The organism is Wolbachia endosymbiont of Oryzaephilus surinamensis (genome assembly GCF_025617515.1).
Taxonomy (GTDB): Bacteria; Pseudomonadota; Alphaproteobacteria; order Rickettsiales; family Anaplasmataceae; genus Wolbachia.
Genome location: NZ_CP092526.1, coordinates 1513492 through 1533415, shown reverse-complemented (window position 1 = coordinate 1533415; position 19924 = coordinate 1513492). Strand labels below are relative to the sequence as shown.

The 19924-nt window shown below is 34.1% G+C and carries 19 protein-coding genes and 1 tRNA gene; 9 read left to right on the top strand and 11 right to left on the bottom strand.

Annotated features, from left to right (window positions below; all coding sequences use genetic code 11):
* Nucleotides 1–83 precede the first annotated feature (83 nt).
* A complete protein-coding gene (locus MJ631_RS07135; RefSeq protein WP_006015115.1) occupies nt 84–656 on the top strand; it encodes a NifU family protein in 573 nt (190 codons plus the stop codon).
* Nucleotides 653–1876 (top strand): histidine--tRNA ligase, encoded by a 1224-nt coding sequence (gene hisS, locus MJ631_RS07130; protein ID WP_214303205.1) that lies wholly within the window; start codon nt 653–655, stop codon nt 1874–1876. The genes MJ631_RS07135 and hisS overlap by 4 nt, the downstream gene beginning before the upstream one ends.
* On the opposite strand, the gene surE is transcribed toward hisS, so the two are convergent.
* Both surE and MJ631_RS07120 read right to left on the bottom strand, forming a co-directional pair.
* The gene (surE, locus tag MJ631_RS07125; protein ID WP_262986298.1) at nt 1873–2643 is read right to left on the bottom strand and encodes a 5'/3'-nucleotidase SurE; all 771 of its coding nucleotides are present in this window, start codon (nt 2641–2643) and stop codon (nt 1873–1875) included. The two genes, hisS and surE, sit on opposite strands and share 4 nt — an antisense overlap.
* A 223-nt stretch (nt 2644–2866) precedes the next feature.
* Entirely contained in the window at nt 2867–4306 is a 1440-nt protein-coding gene (locus tag MJ631_RS07120; protein ID WP_214303207.1) for a hypothetical protein, read from the bottom strand.
* 145 nt (nt 4307–4451) lie between these two features.
* On the opposite strand from MJ631_RS07120, the gene MJ631_RS07115 reads away from it, so the two are divergent.
* Together MJ631_RS07115 and MJ631_RS07110 are read left to right on the top strand one after the other, a co-directional pair.
* A complete protein-coding gene (locus MJ631_RS07115; RefSeq protein WP_149168685.1) occupies nt 4452–5726 on the top strand; it encodes an APC family permease in 1275 nt (424 codons plus the stop codon).
* A gap of 70 nt (nt 5727–5796) precedes the next feature.
* Nucleotides 5797–7083 carry an APC family permease gene (locus MJ631_RS07110; RefSeq protein ID WP_019236733.1) on the top strand — a complete coding sequence of 429 codons (1287 nt, stop codon included), beginning with the start codon at nt 5797–5799 and terminating at the stop codon, nt 7081–7083.
* 28 nt (nt 7084–7111) lie between these two features.
* Here the strand turns inward: MJ631_RS07110 and MJ631_RS07105 are convergent, their stop codons facing one another.
* Nucleotides 7112–7537, bottom strand: a complete 426-nt coding sequence (locus tag MJ631_RS07105) for a hypothetical protein (protein ID WP_019236732.1) — start codon at nt 7535–7537, stop codon at nt 7112–7114.
* A 138-nt stretch (nt 7538–7675) separates the two neighbouring features.
* Here MJ631_RS07105 and MJ631_RS07100 point away from each other — a divergent pair, with 138 nt between their 5' ends.
* On the top strand, nt 7676–8698 hold the full coding sequence (locus MJ631_RS07100) for an aspartate-semialdehyde dehydrogenase (RefSeq protein ID WP_052264832.1): 1023 nt from the start codon (nt 7676–7678) through the stop codon (nt 8696–8698).
* 1 nt (nt 8699) lies between these two features.
* Here the strand turns inward: MJ631_RS07100 and MJ631_RS07095 are convergent, their stop codons facing one another.
* Nucleotides 8700–9776: a 5-(carboxyamino)imidazole ribonucleotide synthase gene (locus tag MJ631_RS07095; protein ID WP_029237555.1), complete on the bottom strand. Its 1077-nt coding sequence runs from the start codon at nt 9774–9776 to the stop codon at nt 8700–8702.
* 106 nt (nt 9777–9882) lie between these two features.
* Here MJ631_RS07095 and apaG point away from each other — a divergent pair, with 106 nt between their 5' ends.
* Nucleotides 9883–10287, top strand: a complete 405-nt coding sequence (apaG, locus tag MJ631_RS07090) for a Co2+/Mg2+ efflux protein ApaG (protein ID WP_012481895.1) — start codon at nt 9883–9885, stop codon at nt 10285–10287.
* Between the two features lie 202 nt (nt 10288–10489).
* Here apaG and MJ631_RS07085 read toward each other — a convergent pair whose 3' ends face one another.
* Nucleotides 10490–12088, bottom strand: a complete 1599-nt coding sequence (locus MJ631_RS07085; RefSeq protein ID WP_052264833.1) for an ABC transporter permease — start codon at nt 12086–12088, stop codon at nt 10490–10492.
* A 130-nt stretch (nt 12089–12218) separates the two neighbouring features.
* Here MJ631_RS07085 and trhO point away from each other — a divergent pair, with 130 nt between their 5' ends.
* Entirely contained in the window at nt 12219–13064 is an 846-nt protein-coding gene (trhO, locus tag MJ631_RS07080) for an oxygen-dependent tRNA uridine(34) hydroxylase TrhO (RefSeq protein WP_012481894.1), read from the top strand.
* On the opposite strand, the gene MJ631_RS07075 is transcribed toward trhO, so the two are convergent.
* A complete protein-coding gene (locus MJ631_RS07075) occupies nt 13061–13477 on the bottom strand; it encodes a hypothetical protein (RefSeq protein ID WP_214303209.1) in 417 nt (138 codons plus the stop codon). The genes trhO and MJ631_RS07075 overlap by 4 nt on opposite strands.
* Before the next feature lie 137 nt (nt 13478–13614).
* Here MJ631_RS07075 and MJ631_RS07070 point away from each other — a divergent pair, with 137 nt between their 5' ends.
* Nucleotides 13615–13773, top strand: coding sequence for a type II toxin-antitoxin system RelE family toxin (locus MJ631_RS07070; protein ID WP_019236727.1), 159 nt, complete (start codon nt 13615–13617; stop codon nt 13771–13773).
* Nucleotides 13774–14067: 294 nt separating this feature from the next.
* Here the strand turns inward: MJ631_RS07070 and MJ631_RS07065 are convergent, their stop codons facing one another.
* The 5 genes from MJ631_RS07065 to MJ631_RS07045 all read right to left on the bottom strand — a co-directional run bounded on the left by MJ631_RS07065 (nt 14068) and on the right by MJ631_RS07045 (nt 18260).
* Nucleotides 14068–14352 carry a type II toxin-antitoxin system RelE family toxin gene (locus MJ631_RS07065; RefSeq protein ID WP_250147194.1) on the bottom strand — a complete coding sequence of 95 codons (285 nt, stop codon included), beginning with the start codon at nt 14350–14352 and terminating at the stop codon, nt 14068–14070.
* On the bottom strand, nt 14333–14542 hold the full coding sequence (locus MJ631_RS07060) for a DUF6290 family protein (protein WP_007302130.1): 210 nt from the start codon (nt 14540–14542) through the stop codon (nt 14333–14335). Before MJ631_RS07060 ends, MJ631_RS07065 begins: the two co-directional genes overlap by 20 nt.
* A 354-nt stretch (nt 14543–14896) precedes the next feature.
* Nucleotides 14897–14983, bottom strand: a tRNA-Ser gene (locus MJ631_RS07055).
* Nucleotides 14984–15014: 31 nt separating this feature from the next.
* Entirely contained in the window at nt 15015–15812 is a 798-nt protein-coding gene (locus MJ631_RS07050; RefSeq protein WP_213863801.1) for a DUF2163 domain-containing protein, read from the bottom strand.
* Nucleotides 15813–16196: 384 nt separating this feature from the next.
* On the bottom strand, nt 16197–18260 hold the full coding sequence (locus MJ631_RS07045) for a WD0745 family porin (protein ID WP_262986297.1): 2064 nt from the start codon (nt 18258–18260) through the stop codon (nt 16197–16199).
* Between the two features lie 331 nt (nt 18261–18591).
* Here MJ631_RS07045 and MJ631_RS07040 point away from each other — a divergent pair, with 331 nt between their 5' ends.
* Entirely contained in the window at nt 18592–19905 is a 1314-nt protein-coding gene (locus MJ631_RS07040; protein WP_007302125.1) for a lipase family protein, read from the top strand.
* Nucleotides 19906–19924 lie beyond the last annotated feature (19 nt).

The window sequence follows — 19924 nt, the reverse complement described above, 5'->3', positions numbered from 1 at the left end:
AAAGGAAGAAGATGAATGACATGTATATTTTTTTATCATTTTATGATTAAATAGTAACAATTATAATTGTCATGGTAAATAACATGTTTATCCAGATTGAAGAAACACCAAACCCAAACACGCTGAAATTTCTTCCTGGTTTTGAAATTCTGAGCGAAGGAGAAACAGCTGATTTTTCAAATGCAGATGAAATAAAGAACTCCAAACTAGCAGTAAATCTTTTTCAAATAGAACATGTTGTAAGAGTATTTTTTGGTCATGATTTTATTTCGGTAACAAAATCAGATAGAATGAATTGGGATATAGTAAAGGTGGAAATTTTAACTACAATTATGGATCACTTTACTTCTGGTGGAAAAGCATTTGATAAAGAAGGAGTAAGTGATAATAAAATGCTAGAGGAAGAATTCTTTAATGAAAATGATATAGAAATTGTAAATAGAATAAAAGAATTGATGGAAAGTTATATTAAACCTGCAGTTGCTCAAGATGGTGGTGATATCAAGTTCCGTGGCTATAAAGACGGAATAGTTTACGTTGAACTGCAAGGAGCTTGCTCTGGGTGCCCAAGTGCTGCAATTACCTTAAAACAAGGAGTGCAGAATATGCTAAGCTATCACATACCAGAAGTTTCAGGTATAGAGACTATGCTATGACTAATCAAACAGTTAGAGGAACAAAAGATCTCCTGTTTGATGAATGGTACAAGTTTAAACACATAGAGCAAACAGCAAGCAGAATCTCAAGTTTATACGGCTTTTTACCTGTTCAAACTCCGATATTTGAATACACAGAAGTCTTTACAAAGACTTTAGGTGATAGCTCAGATATTATCACTAAAGAGATGTATACCTTTATTGATAAAGGGGGAAAGAGCATAACTCTGCGTCCTGAGTTCACTGCAGCTATTGTTAGGTTACTCATTGAAAAAAAACTACAAGCGCCGATAAAATTATTTTCAATAGGGCCTGCATTTCGCTATGAAAGACCGCAAAAGGGAAGACAAAGGCAATTTCATCAGATAAATTTTGAGGTTTTTGGCATAGAAGATCCAAAAGCTGATATTGAATTGATATCACTCGCTCAGCACTTACTAACTGAATTTGGCATCAATGAGAATGTAAGACTGGAAATCAACTCTTTGGGTGAGAGTGAAACAACAAGTAAGTATAGAGAAGCTTTGATATCGTATTTAAAAAAGTTTCAAAATGACCTATCAGAAGATAGTCAAAATAGATTGATTAAAAACCCACTCAGAATATTAGACTCTAAGGATAAGACAGATAAAGAAATAATCTCTGACGCACCAAAAATCAGTGATTATTATACAAAAGAATCTTCATATTTCTTTGACCAGGTGTTAAATGGACTGCAAGCTCTTGGCATACCTTACACTGTAAATAGCAAATTAGTTCGAGGTCTAGACTATTATTGTCACACAGTATTTGAATTTGTCACAGAAGATTTAGGTGCACAAGGAGCAGTTTTTGCCGGTGGAAGATACGATAATCTAGTATCTTCAGTAGGTGGAAAACACACTCCAGCAATAGGATTTGCAGGAGGTATTGAACGCATAATGGAGTTAATCAATTATTCTCCAAAAGAAGAGCGACCTATTTACCTAATTCCAATTGGTGGAGAAGCTGAAGAACATGTTCTAACACTTGCAAGTGAATTACGCAGAAATGGTTTATATGTGATTTACGAATATAGTGGAACTCTAAAAACCCGAATGAAAAAAGCAAATCAAGCAAATGCAAAAGTTGTATTAATCTTTGGTGATGAAGAGCTAAGCAGTAAAACTTTAAAAATTAAAAACATGGACACGGGTGAAGAAAAAATGATTGCTCGCGATAAAATCGTAGAAAATATCTAATCAGAAGCAATAGGAGTGTTAGCTATAGAAGAAAATTCCTCTGCACAAGAATTTTTCATAGCATTTAATATATCATAATCTGTAAAATCTAATTTTATCGGTGTAATAGTAATAAAACCTCCTTTTATTTTATCTACACTACCACTGCCTGAGTGTTCCCGAGACCAATTTAAGCTCAAAGAACCATTTAAATTTTCAGTAAAAGTTAAATCACCATCAATGTTATATTCACCTTGTTCAGCAAATTCTACTCCTTTCACTTTTTCTGTAGCAGGAAAATTTATACTCATCACTATATTTTTAGGCCAACCAACTTTAACTAGCTTGTCGATAATCTTTGATGCAAAAATCCTTGTATTGTACCAGTTTATTTCGTTACGATAAGCTTGGCTTAGTGCAATAGAAGGTATAAATCTTGCAGCACCTTCCATTGCAGCACCGATTGTGCCTGAATAACAAATATCATCGCCGACATTTGATCCAATATTTACTCCAGATAATATTAAGTCTGGTTTTTTATTCATAATTTTATTTAACGCGATAATGACACAATCTGCGGGAGTACCAGATACACTAAACTCTCTTTCACTATGCCGATTTATTTGAATAGATTGCTTCACTGGGTAATCAAGAGATCTTGCAGCTCCACTTCTATCAGTATCTGGTGCCACTACCCATATTTCTGATGCAAAACTATGTGCAATCTCTTTGAGTAATTTTATTCCTTCACTTTCAAAGCCGTCATCATTTGTTATCAGTATTATCATATTCAATACTCATCCATCAAAGTATACTGATGAGATTTTAAGTTTCTTTTCATAACCATAACAAAGAATCTGCTACAAATCAATAAGGAAAAATTAGAAGACAACCAGGTTGCCGCCGCAACTTTCTTTGATTAAAAACATTATTGTAAATTAACCATAATAACTTGTAAACACCAGCTTCATATATAATCTACAACAAAAGTTTAGATAAGCATATTTTATGCTAAGCAACCGAAAACCTTGCTACATCTCCCAAAAATGCTTTCACTCTTTCAAGATAAGTGGATGGTTCTGCAGGAACTTCTATCTCGTCTATCTTATAAGATATTGCTGCATCTATGACTTCATCTGTTATTAATTCTCTCAGCCTTTGTTTTATTTGCCCTCTTCGAATATGTTCTCCATAGTCATTATAAAACTTCACATATAATTCTTTAAACACAAATTCTTTTATAGCATCTTTCATATGAGAAATTCCTTCCTTTACTTCATCATTTGCATTGCTCAAATCCACTCCAGAATCTAGCGAATATAAGTCGTCAAACTTTTCTTTTAAAATCTTTATTTTAAAGTAGTGTCTATCTACAGATTGCTCAAGAAATTTTTTAGTAGCATTACCTGCTAGCTCTCCTATTATCTGAGGTTCTAGTTGAGCTGCAAAATTATTTTCTGCTTCAAGGCCACTTAATGCATAAATGATACGATTAAGCATTCCAGGGCCACACTGGCGATTACTTTCCTCAAAACGAACCAGCAATATGGATTTCAACAGCTCTACATCTGCATTTTGCTTTGTTGCTGCAATTAAAACTAGATTTATGGCCTGTGTTAATGTCAGTCCGGTTTTGGAATCTACCCACCTTACCCATTCTCCTTCTCTATAATTATCTACCTTCAAATAAGGCGCTATCAGTTCTTTCTGCTGATTTGTCAAACCGCCTATATAGTTTTTAAACTCTTCATCCAGCTCATTTGACGGAGTCCCATATTCTTCCTTTAATTTTTTGGCACACTCAATAACACTTTGCTCAAAACTTCTAGTATGAACATTCTGATTACCAGTACCTACATCACTTACATTAAACAAAAAGCTCATTTGCTTTACACTTAAACCCAGAGGCGAGAAGAGCTTTATTAATGGATACTTTATTAACTCAAGAAGCGCTACAGGGATCAATAATATAGTATTGATAAGCACTAAACATATTCTAAGACCGAGCGCTCTACTCTCTGATAACATTCTACTAAGTTCTGATATCTTTGATGCACAATACAAAAATGGTAATTGAATGTAGTATATTGAGTATATAGAAAAAAATAAAATCTTATCTTTTAACCCTACTGTTGGATCATTATATACTTCAGAAAAAATGTTATCATCACTATTTTCATTTTTGAAAGACTGATAGCTGCTTGTAATTTTTTCTGTAAAAATAGAACAGAGCTTATGCAGTCCGTAGCATGAAACGCCAACAGCTAAAAAAATTGCAAGTGTTCCAAAAACAGCTAACACCTCACTTGAAGTTTTGGCAAGAAGGAATGCATAAAGCGCATCAATAAAGATCTCAAGTAAGTAGTCAAATAAAAAAATTGCTCCAATAGCAGCACCAACTAATAGAACATACCCACAAACAACCAAAAATGTTTTTAACCTCGGATTCATAAACCACTTCTTAATAACCTATTAATATACTTCTCATTATATGCTTAAATTAAAAAAATGCAAATTTTTATACAAAAAAGATCAATTGAAATTTTCGAGCTTCAGCTATATTGTTAATATATTCAGATAAAAATTAAACATTGTCGTGTCAAATAAAATAGGCTTTTTGGCTATTTTCGCCTTGGTGATCAGTAGCCAAATCGGCTCTGGAATTTTTATGCTCCCAATTAGCCTTGCGCCATACGGCGCTTATAGCCTCATAAGCTGGATTATATCAGGATTTGGTGCTATATCTCTTGCTTTAGTTTTTGCTTCACTCTGCGCAAAATTTCCAGAAACGGGTGGTCCTCATATTTATGTGAAACATGCCTTTGGCTCTACAGCAGCTTTTTTTGTTGGCTGGACATATTGGGTAAGCTCGTGGGTAAGCTCAACAGCTGTGACAATTGCAAGTATCGGTTATTTAGCCCCGCTTTTTCATAATGATATACAAGATATACGTTTGCTTTTAGAAATAACATTAATTTTAGCTATTATGCTAATAAACTTAAGGGGAGTAACTACTGCTGGGCATGTTGAGCTTTTGCTGACCATTGTTAAAATTATTGCACTTCTCGCAATACCTATCGCAGGGTTGTTTTTCTTTGATAAAAATAATTTTATTGTAAGCGAGGAAGTATCAAACTTTACAATATCACAAACTCTTGCTCGTTCTACACTCCTTACTCTATGGTGTTTTATTGGACTTGAATCAGCAACGGCACCTGCAGGATATGTCAATAATCCAGCTAAGACAATACCAAGAGCTATAGTGCTTGGAACAGTCTGTGTTGCTGTGATATATTTCATCAATAGTCTTTCAATTATGGGATTGATAAGTGGTAATGAACTAGCTAGTTCAAAAGCACCATATGTTGATGCGATAAAAATTATGTTTCCAGGTAATTGGCATTTAATTATTTCTGTTGTTGCCTTTATCGTTTCTGTAAGTAATTTAAATGCTTGGTTTTTAGCTGATGGACAGGTCACCTTAGGCCTTGCAAAAGACAAGTTAATGCCGCAATTTTTTGGCAAAAAAAATAAGCATGATGCTCCATTATGGGGAATAATACTCAGTACTTTGGGGGTGTTAGGTTTACTTATCCTAACGTCAAACAAAAGTTTTGCTGAGCAAGTAACTTCAATAATTGATATCTCTGTGGTGTCATTTTTGTTTATCTACTTAGCATGTAGCCTTGCTTTTCTCAAAGTTAATATACAAGACAAAAGCTACTGCAAATTTTTAATTGGAGGTGTGGCTGTATCTTTTTGCTGTTGGGTAATATACGAGACTTCTATAAAAACATTGTTAATATCAAGTCTATTCCCTTTAAGCGGAACACTTATTTATCTACTTTGGTATCATAAACTAAAAACTTAACTTAAATTTTTTATTTGCTAAAATTCTTAAGCTATACTACTGGCTTACATTAATAGAATTAAGAGGTATTGTGTCAAATAAAATAGGTTTTTGGGCTGTTTTTGCTTTAGTCATTAGTAGTCAGATCGGCTCTGGGGTTTTTATGCTTCCAATTAGCCTTGCTCCATATGGCGCTTATAGCCTTATAAGTTGGATGATATCAGGAGCTGGTGCTGTGTCTCTTGCGCTAGTTTTTGCTACGCTATGTGCAAAGTTTCCAGAAACAGGAGGTCCTCACGTTTATGTGAAACATACTTTTGGTCCTGCTGCAGCGTTCTTTGTTGGTTGGACATATTGGGTAATCTCATGGGTTAGTACAACAGCTTTAATAGTTGTGGGTGTTGGCTATCTTACACCATTTTTCCATGAAGATATCAAAAGTATGCGTTTATTTTTAGAGCTGTTGTTATTTACAATCATTACATTAATAAATTTAAGGGGAATAGCTACTGCAGGGCACGTTGAGTTTCTGCTCACGGTTGTGAAGGTTGCTGTATTGCTTGCAATACCTGTAGCAGCGTTGTTTTTTTTCGATAGAAATAATTTTATCATAAGTGAAGAAATATTAAGTCTTACAACATCGCAAATTCTTGCCCGCTCTACACTCCTTACTTTATGGTGTTTTATTGGACTTGAATTGGCAACAGCACCTGCAGGGTCAGTTGATAATCCAGCTAAAACTATACCAAAAGCTGTGGTGCTTGGCACAGTTTGTGTTGCTGTTATATATTTTATCAACAATTTTGCAATTATGGGATTGATCAATGGCAACAATTTAGCAAGTTCAAGAGCACCATATGTTGATGCGATAAAAATTATGTTTTCTGGTAATTGGCATTTAATTGTTTCTATAGTTGCATTCATTTTTTGTGTTGGCAGTCTAAACGCTTGGGTTTTATCTAGTGGACAAGTTGCTTTTGGTCTTGCAGAAGATAGACTAATGCCAAAATTCTTTGCTAAAAGGAACAAGCATGGCTCTCCTTTTTGGGGAATAACAGTTAGTTCAATTGGAACTGCAATTTTACTAATTCTCACTTCAAACAACAATTTTGCCCAGCAGATTACGTCGATTATTGACTTTTCTGTAATTTCATTTTTATTTGTCTATCTTGCATGCAGTCTTGCCTTTCTAAAGGTTATTATACAGGAGAGGAGTTGTTATAAGCTTTTAATTGGTAGCATAGCAACAACCTTTTGTTGTTTGGTGATATTAGAAACCCCTGTAGGTACTCTGCTGATTTCGAGCCTGTTCACTGCAAGTGGCATACCCATTTATTTATTTTGGTACTGCAAAACTTCTGTGCAACAAATTCAGTAGTGAGAGATACACTTTAAATGGTTAATATTTATGGGACAAGATTTTTTTTCTCTTTATCTACTTGTTCAATATTACCATTCTCAAGTTTGCTACCTACTTCTTCTGTGCGTTTATTATCTATGTAGATCTCATTTTTTGCTTTATTAGAAAGACCTATTTGCGATTGCAGTTTTTTATACTCTTCTTTTTCAGGCGTGAAAATTTTCACTAAAAATCTTCCTATTATTGGTATTGAACTTAAAAAATCTCTTAATCCAAAAGATTCTTGCTTCTTGTTTGAAAGATGCTGGTCTATCTTAGAAATTTTCACACCATACTTTTTATCATCAAAATTTATCGCTGGCTTGCTTTTTTTCGAAAGAACATTTTGAATCTCTAATCTATTGACTTTTTCAGGCTTTTGAAATGCAGATACTGCAGGTTTGACCTTAGTGTCATCATGTTTTTTACTCATTTCATTCTACCATGCAATATTATTAGTGTCTTATAATTATAACTAAATTATGGTTAATTGCAAGGTAAAAATATTAAAGTAATTGTAAATTTTATCAGTAAAAATATAATATAGCTTTAAAATCAGAGGTTTATTTATATGGGATGTAAGATTGCAGTTATTGGAGCAACAGGAAGAGTAGGATATGAGGTATTGACCATGCTTGCTGAGTTTCAAAAAGAGGGAAAATTTTCGATAGATTCTGTTGTTGCTTTTGCATCGAAAAAATCAAAGGGAAAAAAGGTAAGTTTCGGCGATGAAGAATTAACTGTCTTAGACCTTGAGAACTACGATTTTGTTGGAATTAATATAGCAATTTTCTGTGCTGGGTCTCATGTTTCCGAGAGATACGTACCGATTGCAACTGAAGCTGGATGTATTGTCGTAGATAATACCTCTCGTTTTAGGATGAAAGAAGGCGTGCCACTAGTGATTCCAGAGATCAACAAAGATAAAATTACGGAGTATAAAAACCATAACATAATATCTAATCCAAACTGTACTACAATACAAATGTTGCTGGCATTACATTTATTACACCAAAAAGCAAAAATAAAGAGAATCGTTGCTTCAACTTATCAATCAACTTCTGGTGTAGGTAAAGCAGCAATGGATGAGCTTTACAATCAGACAAAAAAAATCTTTATGAATGAAGCTAAAAAACCTGAAATATTTCCTAAGCAAATAGCATTTAATTGCATTCCTCATATAGGAGAGTTCATGGAAGATGGTTCTACAAAAGAGGAGTGGAAAATGCAAGAGGAGGCAAAAAAAATTTTAGAAGAGGATATAAAAGTAACTGCAACTTGTGTCCGAGTACCTGTTCTTGTTGGTCATGCTATAGCAGTAAATGTAGAATTTGATCAGCATATAACTGAAGAAGAAGCTCGTGAAATGCTCAGTGAAGACGATGGAGTTTTAGTGCAAGATAAGCGCGAAGATGGTGGATATATGACTCAGATTGATGTTGTGCAAGAGAATGCCGTATACATATCGCGTATTAGACAAGACGATACCGTTAAACACGGATTAAATATGTGGATAGTAGCTGATAATCTACGCAAAGGTGCAGCACTAAATATAGTGCAGATCTTGGAGATCTTGATCAAAGAGCATTTATAGCTCAATAGCTTAAATCTATATTGACATGTCCCATTTTACGCTTGTCCCTAACCTCTTTTTTCCCATATATGGTTAAACTAGCTTTTTCGTTGCTCAAATATTTGTGAGAATTATATATATCATTACCTATTATATTTTTTGTCATGCAAGGAAAGCGTAATACTACTTCCTGCATAGATAGCCCGCATATTATCCTAACTAGCTGCTCGAATTGACTAACGTTGCATGCATCCAAGCTCCAGTGGCAAGAATTGTGGGGTCTTGGGGCCAGTTCATTAACTAGTAATTCATGATTTTGAGTGATGAAAAATTCAATAGCTAGAATTCCTACTACATCAAGTGCAGTTGCTATTTTCTCTGCAGTTTTTTGTACCTCTTGGGCTAATTTATTATCTATTTTAGCTGGTGCTATTGAAGTATTAAGTATTCCGTCAACGTGGTGATTCTCTGCTATAGGAAAAAAAGCTACTTTACCGTTTTTATCTCTTGCAACGACTATTGAAACCTCTTTCAGTAAATCAACACTTGCTTCAAGAATGTACTCTTTATTCCAATCGAAGGAAGCAAATTGCTTCAGTTCAGAATCATTTTCAATCATATATTGTCCTTTTCCATCATAACCCATTTCTGTTGTTTTTAGCCTCACTGGATAGCTAAAAGTTTCACTACTTTCTAGTAGCTGATTATAATTTTGTATACTTTTGTAATCAGCAGTTTTTATGCTTAAATCTCTAATAAAATCTTTCTCTCTCAGCCTATTTTGCGAAATGTGTAACGCCTTTTTACCTGGATAAAAATCTGTATGCTGCGACACAATATCAATTGCACTACATGGAATATTTTCAGACTCAATAGTGACTAAATCCACACTCTGTGCAAAAGATTCAAGTGCCCTCTTATCACAGAAGTCTGCTATTGTTAAATCATCAGCAACAGAACAAGCTGGATCGTTTTTAGCACTGGCAAAAATATGCGTTTTGTGCCCAAGTTTTATTGCAGCGATAGCAGTCATTTTACCTAATTGCCCACTTCCTATTATTCCTATCACTTTTTTATCCAGTGGATCTGTTTTGTTCATCATGTAGATTAATATTTCCTAGTTAGAGTACGATAATATGCTTGGAAAATCTATGAAAAAAGTGTATAATTGAAGTGTGTTAAACTTTTATCATGAACACTTTACGATGACCATGAAATACACACTTATTACTAATTCTGTTGAAGTTACAGTTTTGCCAATTTACATTGAAGAGCAATCCATTCCTTATGAAAATTGTTACGTATGGATGTATAATGTTAAGATAAAAAACAAAAGCTCATCAACCATTCAATTATTAAGTCGCTATTGGCAAATAATAGATCATAAGGGGAAAATAAATGAAATTGCCGGAGTTGGTGTTATTGGAGAACAACCTGTAATAAAATCTGGAGAGGTATTCAAATATACAAGTGGAACATACTTAAATACACCATCAGGAATAATGCAGGGTAAATATGAATTTCTGAACGAAGAGAGCATAAAAACCTTTGATGTTATGGTACCACCCTTTTCCTTAGATAGTCCATACGTTAACACTAGACCTCATTGATCATCAAGATAGTGTATTTGTTTAAGTGCATCTGAAACCAGTGCTTCTTGTTTTGTCATTTGAGCTTCCATAATGTCATCCGAGTAGCTGATACTGAGATCCAACTAAGTTGATAAACACGAAAGCACTGACCATTTGCTTCTATAGTTGTCTTTTTTCGTCTATCTTATTTTGTTACTCTGCTGAACAGATGCAAAATAGTTTATTTTTGATTCTTATCATCAAGTGTGAATAAGATTATTGTAGAGGTTAAACCTATAATAACTATCATTAACGAAAATGGGGCAGCTTCTCTGTAACGCTCATCGCTGACAAGTTCATATATTCTAGTTGATATAGTTTCAAAATTAAATGGTCTGATAATTAGTGTTGCCGTGAGTTCTTTTACCGTATCCATAAACACGAGCAGAAATCCCGATAGTATGCTTTTCTTGATAAGGGGAATATGAATATTCAGGCACGTGGAAATAGGCCCATGACCCATAGTATATGCAGTCCATTCAATTTCATTTGGTGTTTTTTTGAGTCCCGACTCTATTGCTTTGAAAGATATAGCAAAAAAACGAAATAAATATGAGTAAACTAATGCACCAATAGTTCCTACCAAGCTAATTTCTACAATATATTGAGTAATGAAAGAAGATATTCTGCTTAAAAACATTATTATGCTAATTGCAATAATTGCATTTGGAATTGCATATCCAAGAGAAATTAGACGTGCTATATTGCTTATTAGCTTATTTTTACGTGCTGTATATCCAATAATTATTGCAATGCTGATCGAGATTAGCGCGGTAATAAATGATAAACTAATACTGTTTGTTATTATATTGTAAAATCTTGCTTCGTATATGAAAAAGCCTTTCTCTATGCTCCAATATATAAGTGGAATCATTGGTAAAATAAAGCCTATTAATATCGGCAATAAACACATAAGATAAGAAAAGATCAACGATATAGAACCGTTTATACTACGTTTATTGTGATAATCTGCATTAGTATTGATTGAAGAGTAAGATATTTCTCTTTTTTGTAGTTTTTTCTCGATAACTATTAGTGTTGCAACGAAAATCAGTTCTGCAACTGCCAAAACAGTAGTTGAATATTTGTCATGCAGTAAAAACCAAGTACGGTATATTCCCGTCGTGAAAGTATCGATAGCAAGAAACTGTGGTGTGCCGAAATCTGTAATTACTTCCATTAGTACCAAGGATAACCCAGCTATAATTGATGGACGTATGGAGGGTATGATGACAGAAAACAGACTCTGTAATGAGGAGAACCCAAGTGTTGATGCAATAGTGACTGAGTTACTAACGCTCTTTAGACTTGAGCGGACCAACATATAAACGTATGGATATAGACTAAATCCCATTACTAATATTCCACCACCTAGGGATTTGATCTCGGGAAACCAATAGTCACCTTTGCCCAATTGAAAAGTATCTCTTAACAAGCTCTGAATCGGACCTGAAAACTCTAGCGTATTTACATAAACAAACGATACTATATATCCAGGAATTGATATCGGAAAGAATAAGGCAATCTCAAAAATTCTACTTCCGGGAAACGAAAAAAATGTAGTAAGCCAAGCTGGAATTACTCCAAATATAAAGGATATTAACCCTACTCCTACCATCAAAATCAACGTATTGAGTATATATTCAGGAAAAAGTCTACTAATTACCCATCCAGAGTTTGCTGATTCTGTAAATAGAATCGATATTAACGATAGTATAGGGCAGACAAATAATACACTTACTAAAAACAAGAATATATTTTTAAATACTCTCAGAAACATTAACTTGAATCTATATTTGATATTAAAATGTTATATGCAAAAACTAAAGATATCCAGTAATTAACAGCCGTCCTATTGAATATCTTCATAATTTTATATATTATGTTTTAAATCGATAAACTAATTAATTATGAGTTTTGTCATTGCAACTTTCTATCATTTTGTAAAACTCTCTAATTATTATGACATGAAAGATGAAATAAAAGTTGCATGCGACAATGTCGAATTAAAGGGTACTATACTCCTTGCAGAAGAGGGTATTAATGCAACCGTATCTGGTGAAAGAAACGCGATTGATAAAATATTCGATTTTCTACGTTCTGATTATAGACTAAGGGACCTTACATGGAAAGAGAGTGCAGCAGAATATCAACCATTTAGTAAGATGAAAGTGAGATTAAAAAGAGAAATTGTGAATCTTGGTGTAAGTAATCTCGATACTTCCGTTAGAGGTCAGTACATTGATCCAGATTATTGGGATGATTTTATCTCTCAACCTGATGTTTTAGTGATAGACACACGAAATGATTACGAAGTAAAACTAGGCAAGTTTAAAAATGCAATCAATCCACATACTCAGCGTTTTCGAGATTTTCCTCAGTGGGCAGAGTCTTTCTCTGAGAGTAAAGATCTGAAAGTGGCTATGTACTGCACTGGTGGAATCAGATGCGAGAAATCTACAGCATATATGAAAAGCCTTGGATTTAACGATGTTTATCACCTTAAAGGCGGTATTCTTTCCTACCTTGAAAAAACTCACAACAAAAGTGGTAATTGGGAAGGCGAGTGTTTTGTTTTTGATGATAGAATTGCTGTTGATCACTCACTCGCCCCAAGTGATAAAATAAAATGCATATTCTGCTCAAGTAAAGTTTCAACTGATGAGCTGAAATCAGTTCCACGTGGCCAGGTAGTTTGCTCTGATTGTAAATCTTTAAGTATTGAAAGAAAGCTAGAATTCAATACGAACCTCTAAGAAAATCTGCTTATTGCACACTTACTAACCTCAATTTTATCAAGACATTTACCTACGACATAGCCCGCTCCAGCTCCAAGTAACGCACCAACTATAGCAAATGCAATCAACACTACACCAGAACCGCCAATAAGAGCTAAAGTTTCTTGCCATAAACAACATGCTGCAACTAGACCAGCAGCTAAACCAATTCCTACACCTATGCACCTAAGTTTCATGTTATTACTAATATTGTAACCTCTTCTATGCTTTAGGCTATGACTAGTATTGTTACTTATCCAATCAAAGATTTTGACATTTGGGTTTTTGTCCATAAAATCGATAAGCTCACCTATTGTTTTGTTACGCAAACTATCTAAAAATATAACTTTATCTTCTACATATTGTTCAAATACATTTTTTTTACGTGTCATTTATTTTTCCATACTATTAGAATATGTTTTTACTACACTGCACATCTTAACAATTGGTAAATTCCCATACAAGAATAAGTAGATAATCTTACCACTATAGGTGGGACTAAAGCGCTATAAGATTAAATTCCTGAAAAATGTTGGTAAGAAGAGCTTTTCCAAAAACAATAAAGTTAAGAGTTGAAGAGATAGTAAAAGAGCGACTTACAGTTAATCCAATTGATTTTGGTGAATCGTTTTGTTACAAACTCAAAGGATACAGAAGACTGAGAACTGGCGATTATCGTATCATGTAAATGCTGCAAAGTATGAAGTGTTTCAATAAAACACAGAAAAGACATTTACGAGTCTGAGGCTCCATACTAATATCCTTCCAGTATTAACTTACTGTAACCTTTCCGGTTGAGCCACTGCGATTCTTTGCAACGTTTATCTCTAATCCGTTATTAGCATCGATTTTATAGTCTGTAGAGTAGTAAAATTATAGGGGTATAGTCAAAAAATGAGTTATTTTTGAGCTGAGCAAAGCCACCTAAGGTGAAGAGGAAGGAGGGCTGTATAATGAAATATACAATGCTTATAGGAAGGTTCTAACTTTTATAGATGTATTCTCTATGCTCTATTGCAGTAATTATTACTGTACGTTCTAATTTACTTATCCTATAAACCAAACGATAATCACCAGATCTTATTCTACGATGTCCTTTGAACTCACCGAGCAAGGGATCTCCTGCCTTCTCAGGAGAAAGTGTAAGACGCTCTTTTACGATTTCTTTTACCCTTGACCATATTGTCTTTGGAAGATTTGGAATGTCTTTGTGAACTACATTTTCCTCATAGCAGATTAAATACTTATCACCAGTTGATGTCTTCATGCCTGATGAATTTTGCATTTCGAGTGTCACGTTGAATAGCAAGTTTGGCTATTGCCATATCTTCTTCATTTTCAATTGCTTCTTGTATAAACTGCTCTGCTAGCTCTTGAGCTGATTGATTCTTTACTTTAGCTAAACGAGTAAGGTTTTTTAAAACTTTTTCACTAATGTTAATACTTGAATCAGCCATAAGTTTTACCGAAATCTACTGCATAATTATACAACATTTTCCTAAAATTTTCAATAAAGAATTGTATTGACGGATTATGGTAGATTGAGTATATACTAGTATTAGATTTTAGGGAGAAATGACACAGACGTATTGCAAGACATCATTAGGAATAAGGAAGGTATGCTGGCTACTGGATGTATTTCTATGATAACAACTACTCTTCATCATCAAAAATCAAGAAGGCTCTGCAACTTGATAACTCTATTCTTTTATTGACGTAGATGACTCTGAAAAATTGCGGAGCTGAAGTGCTATGGTTATTACGGTTTAAGAACAAAACGGAAAATCCTATGTTACACTAGAAATAATGTGCGGAAAAGGGGGGATTCGAACCCCCGACATATTTTCATATGTGCACGCTTTCCAAGCGTGTGCTTTAGACCGCTCAGCCACCTTTCCATACTTATTCATAATATTAAAAATTATGCTGCTAAACAACTGGTATATATGGTTCGCCACGGAAATTCACAGTATTGTTAAACTTGTTTTTGCACGTTAAAAACGCTTTATCACAACCTGCAAGTATCGAATATTTATCTCCGGTAGAAATTTGATATGGAGGAGAAGCAAATAATGTAACTACTTTATTTTTGTATTCTTTAACTACAACTTCAAATGTTGCTGAACTAAAGAATTTTACCACTCCGTGCTTATAATATCCATCACTTTCGATTAAATTAGTGTCTTCAAATCTTCTTTCATCTATCACTTTAGTAATTGTGCTCATTCTACTAAACTTTTTAGCATCAGCTTTACATCTATCATCGCAAAATTGTGCCCTGCATACAGGAGAATATAGCTCTGTTATGCTTCTCTCAAGCTTTGTCGCAAGACCTCTAATTTCAGCGATAAACCTCCCACTATTTAATGTTACTTTACCAAAAGTTCCTGCATGCAAATTCATAATTCCCTGACTCAAATCTTTATAATTCACAAGAAATATTTCAATATTTGCAAAGTCATACCTTCCTGATAAAACATCTTTTTCTTTAATATCAGCACTATTTAATATTCCTTCAATTTCTAAATTATCAGTTCTCAAATCGCTATTTAATATTATACTGCTGGCTATAAAACCGCTTGAAGATTTATAGAATACATTATTGAGATTTAAATCTTCATCATAGTCAGTAAATCCCATTACTTCTCCACTTACAAGTGTTAATTTCCAGCAAGTAGCGATGGTAAGTAATTCTCCAGTTAAATGGTTTTTTAGTTTGGTTTGCATACTGCTTAATTGATTGAATTTGAAAACGTTCGATAGGTAAGGGATTATATCCATTATCTGAGTAGCCATAGGGTGTCATGCCAGCGCCCAGACTATTGGCATCCAGTTAAATTTACGAGTATAAAAGTAATGTTAAAATACAACGTTTCTGATGATGATGGAAAAATGGATCCCAGTGTCAAGCACTGGGATGACACCATTTACTATGCAAATTGCCACAATTTTCGTACAGCTGTGACTGGGATGACATTACTTATTGTGTGAATAAAATAAATACTCGTAGAGTTTATTACGCACTGGCTTATGTTTATTTGATCGATGAGTAAATGCTAACAGATAAGATACACACCACATTCAAGTTGTGGTGTGTATTACTAGAACAAATTAGAAAGAAAACTTCACACCAGTGAGGAGAAGAATTCCTTTGTTGGAAGGTACATCAGCATTATTTTTATCTTTCAGCGCACCTTTTTCATCAGTCATAAAATAATGTAAGGCTGCATAAGGAACAAATTTGCTCTTATTGCAAGAAGATAGATCATACTGAACACCAAGTGCAACATCATGAAGCATATCTTTGTCGCTCATTCTGCTACCAAAGTATGTCAAGCTTGTGTAGATATTATCATATTGATAACCAGCACCTGCAGTCCAATACATAGTGTTTTTACCGTTCCCATCAAACTGAGCTTTCAGCCCTTTTACTCTTTTGTCATCATCAGTAGTACCGTTACCATCAATTTCTGTATAGGTATCACCGACTAATTTTTTAATACCCTTCGGTTGACCAGATTTGCCTAAATATGCAAAAGAAGCAGCGAATTTTATATTTTGACCTTCATCAATCTTATAATCAGCGCTTGCACCCAAATTAACACCCATCAGGTCATTGTACTCTACAAATTCCTTATAAAGATGCTTATCTTTACTCGGTTGCTTTGAAACCCCATATTCACCAACTACGGAAGTTTTAACTTTTACATTATGTTTACTAAAGTCATATTCATATGACGCACCAGCACTTATTATATGCTGGTAATCTGGTCCAACATGTCTTAACGTTTCCTCATTCTTTACCCCTGTTACCTTATTACTTGAATCTTTGAGGAAATCTGGAGCTATTTCTTTTACAACGGATAAACCACTATCGTAGCGAGGTGAGTAGCTAAGACCAAATCTTGCACCCATATAATTCGGCGAGTAGTAAGCAGCTCTAAATGGCAATGTGGTCATAACCTCTTTGTTGTATTTTCCTGCCATACGGAAGGAGAGTTTTTCGCTCTCGCTCGAGAAGCTTTCAGTGTAAAGACGTGGTGTTACGTAAAATGGGAAGTTTGCAGCACTTCCTTCTAAGTTTACTTTTCTGAACCAGTCACTATCTGCAGCTCCATCAACAGTTGCAATTCTTGTTGCATCAAGTCTCATCAGAGACTCAGGACCAAACTGATAACCAAGTTTCAGATCACCATATTTTGAATTCAAAAACACATGTGCACTTCTACCTCTTGCAGCATTCACGCCTTGTGAAGCTCCTTTACCTTCAGTAACTGGAACATGGAATTGTACATCGGCACCATAACGAAGACCAATATCCTCATTTTTATTTTCAGCTCTTAAGTGCAATATTGCATCTGAAATCATGCCCATGTTTTCACTGTAATCACCAATATTCCCTATCCCTTTAGGAAATATTGGATTTGCTCCTTTTATACTATCTGGAGTATTGTTAAAATAATCTGTAGATTTACCTGGCATAACATTATAATGGTTATAGCCACTTAGCCCATGGTTACCATAACCTTGAGAATCAACAACGCCACCGAAAGTTATTCTTAAACCATCCCCTTGATTGGTATTGATAATATCAACCCCACCAACTGAAACAACAGGACTTGCCTTACCTTTTTCCTCTGTATTGCTGTTAACAACTTTTACATCCTTTTTTATATCTTTAGCTTCAATTTTAGCATTCTTAGTTTTAGAACCCTTAATTTTTGACTTTTCTACATTAGAATTTTTAGTGCTTAGAGCTTTCGCCTTTGAATCCTCTATAAGCTTTGCTTTTTTCTCTTTTGCTAGCCTAATTTCATCTTTTTTCTTTTGTTTTGCTACTAATTTTAACTCTTCTTTTTTCTTCTTTTGTTCAGCTGCTAATTTTAACTCCTCTTTTTTCTTCTGCTCAGCTGCTAATCTTAGTTCTTCTTTTTTCTTAAGCTCCTCGGCTTTTTTTCTTGGATCAGCATTACATATCCTGTCCATTTTTTCTTTTAGTTTCTTATTTGACGTCTTCATCACTTCCATCTTTCCAGAAGTTTTGATTGACTCGTTACTCTCTTGCTTTTTTACTTCCTTCATACTCTCGTCAGAAAAGTCAGCAGCAAAGCCACTGAAAGAACATAAAGTCAATAGAGAAGCTAGAGCAGTTCTAGTATAAATAGATTTTTTCATGAAGTGCCCCCAAAAAATTTTAAAATCATAACATAAATAGTATAAAGGTGTTGAAAATCCAACTTAAAGCAACCTTATAGCGAAAATAAAGGTAAAATGCAATACTTTAAAAGCAACTTTCTTAATACGCTCAACGTGTATATTAACCAAAATTTAGTACAGAGGTTTGCTTGTTAGTGTATTATAACTCTATACTTATTCTATGGAAGTAAAATTTACTCAAAGTAAAAGCATAAAAAGATTAAATTATTAATATAAATTGTTGACAATAATATTAATTTGTATTATAGTTGGTAGATTATTGTTTTATTTTTGATAGATTAGGGTACTTATGGATTTTAGTTTTTTACGCAATTGGTTTAGCACTACAGGTGCTGCTACAGGCTCAGAGCCAGGTAATACTGAACAGCCAGACTCTATTTCAGTAGATGATGGCAAATACGAGATGAAAGAATATGACGATGAATTTGAGATCATTGAAGATTATGAATTTATAAATCGTGCTGATCCAAATGAGCCATGTTCTTTACCTTCTGACTATAAAATAGATGAAAGTATTGTAAAAATTGCAGGATTTGATAGAGAGAAATTATTAGAAATGGGTAATTTCTGCAAGATAAGCTATGGCGATGATGATGGTAAATTAAGTAAAAAAAGATGTAACAACCTAGCTCAAAGAGTATACAAAACTGAATTTGAAATTGTAGAAGATTTTGAAATTGTTCCATCTACTGAAAAAATGTATAAAACTAGAGCTGAACTCATCAGCGAAGGTTATGAAATTATTCCATTTGGTAATAGCTTTGAAAAAGATGCTGGTCACGTTTTTATAAAAGGTAAAGAAATAACAATAGCCTACCATGGTACTCGTCTGAGCCAGAGTTTTAATGATGGAATTACTGATATAAATGTACTTTTTGCTACTTCGGAATTTTTACCTGAAGGTGGAAGAATTCATTGTGGTTTCTATAATTCATTTATGGATTCATGGCCTAATCTGTATGGCATTTTGAAATCTCATGCTGAAAAACAGGGATCAGAAATCAAGGATTTTAAAATTAATCTCACAGGTCACAGTATGGGAGGAGCTATTGCTAAGATAGCTGCTTTATGCCTCAATAAAACAGAAGGAGCTGAAGATGTTCATGTTGCAACTTTTGGTGATCCACGAGTTTTTGATCTTACTGCTAGTGAATTTTATAATGATGTTCTTCAAGAAAAAACCATTAGAGTAACTCAACATAGACAAGACCCAGTACCAGCGGTATCACCTGGTATTTGTGGTTATGCTCATGTAGGTGCACAATTGAGAATATCAGTACCTGAAGGATATTTTGTTCATCAAATAGATGGTTATCATGAAGCCATTAAAATAATGGATGAAAAAGATTTCCGATCGAACAATAACGTTTCTCTCTTTTATTACCCTTCGAGAATATTAAGTCGAATTAACTGTGCAGTTTTAGGTAATGCTCAATATTATGCTGCTAATTTAGGTAATTATATTCTTGGTGGACAAAATTTTTTCGAGAAAGTAAAAAAGGAATACCAAGATAAAAACTTAGAAAATTTTTCTAAGCTTGAACAAGCAGAAGTTAAGCAAAGGGCACATCAAAATGTCTTTTCTACTACAAGGAGTTTATAACTACTATACAGAGCAATCA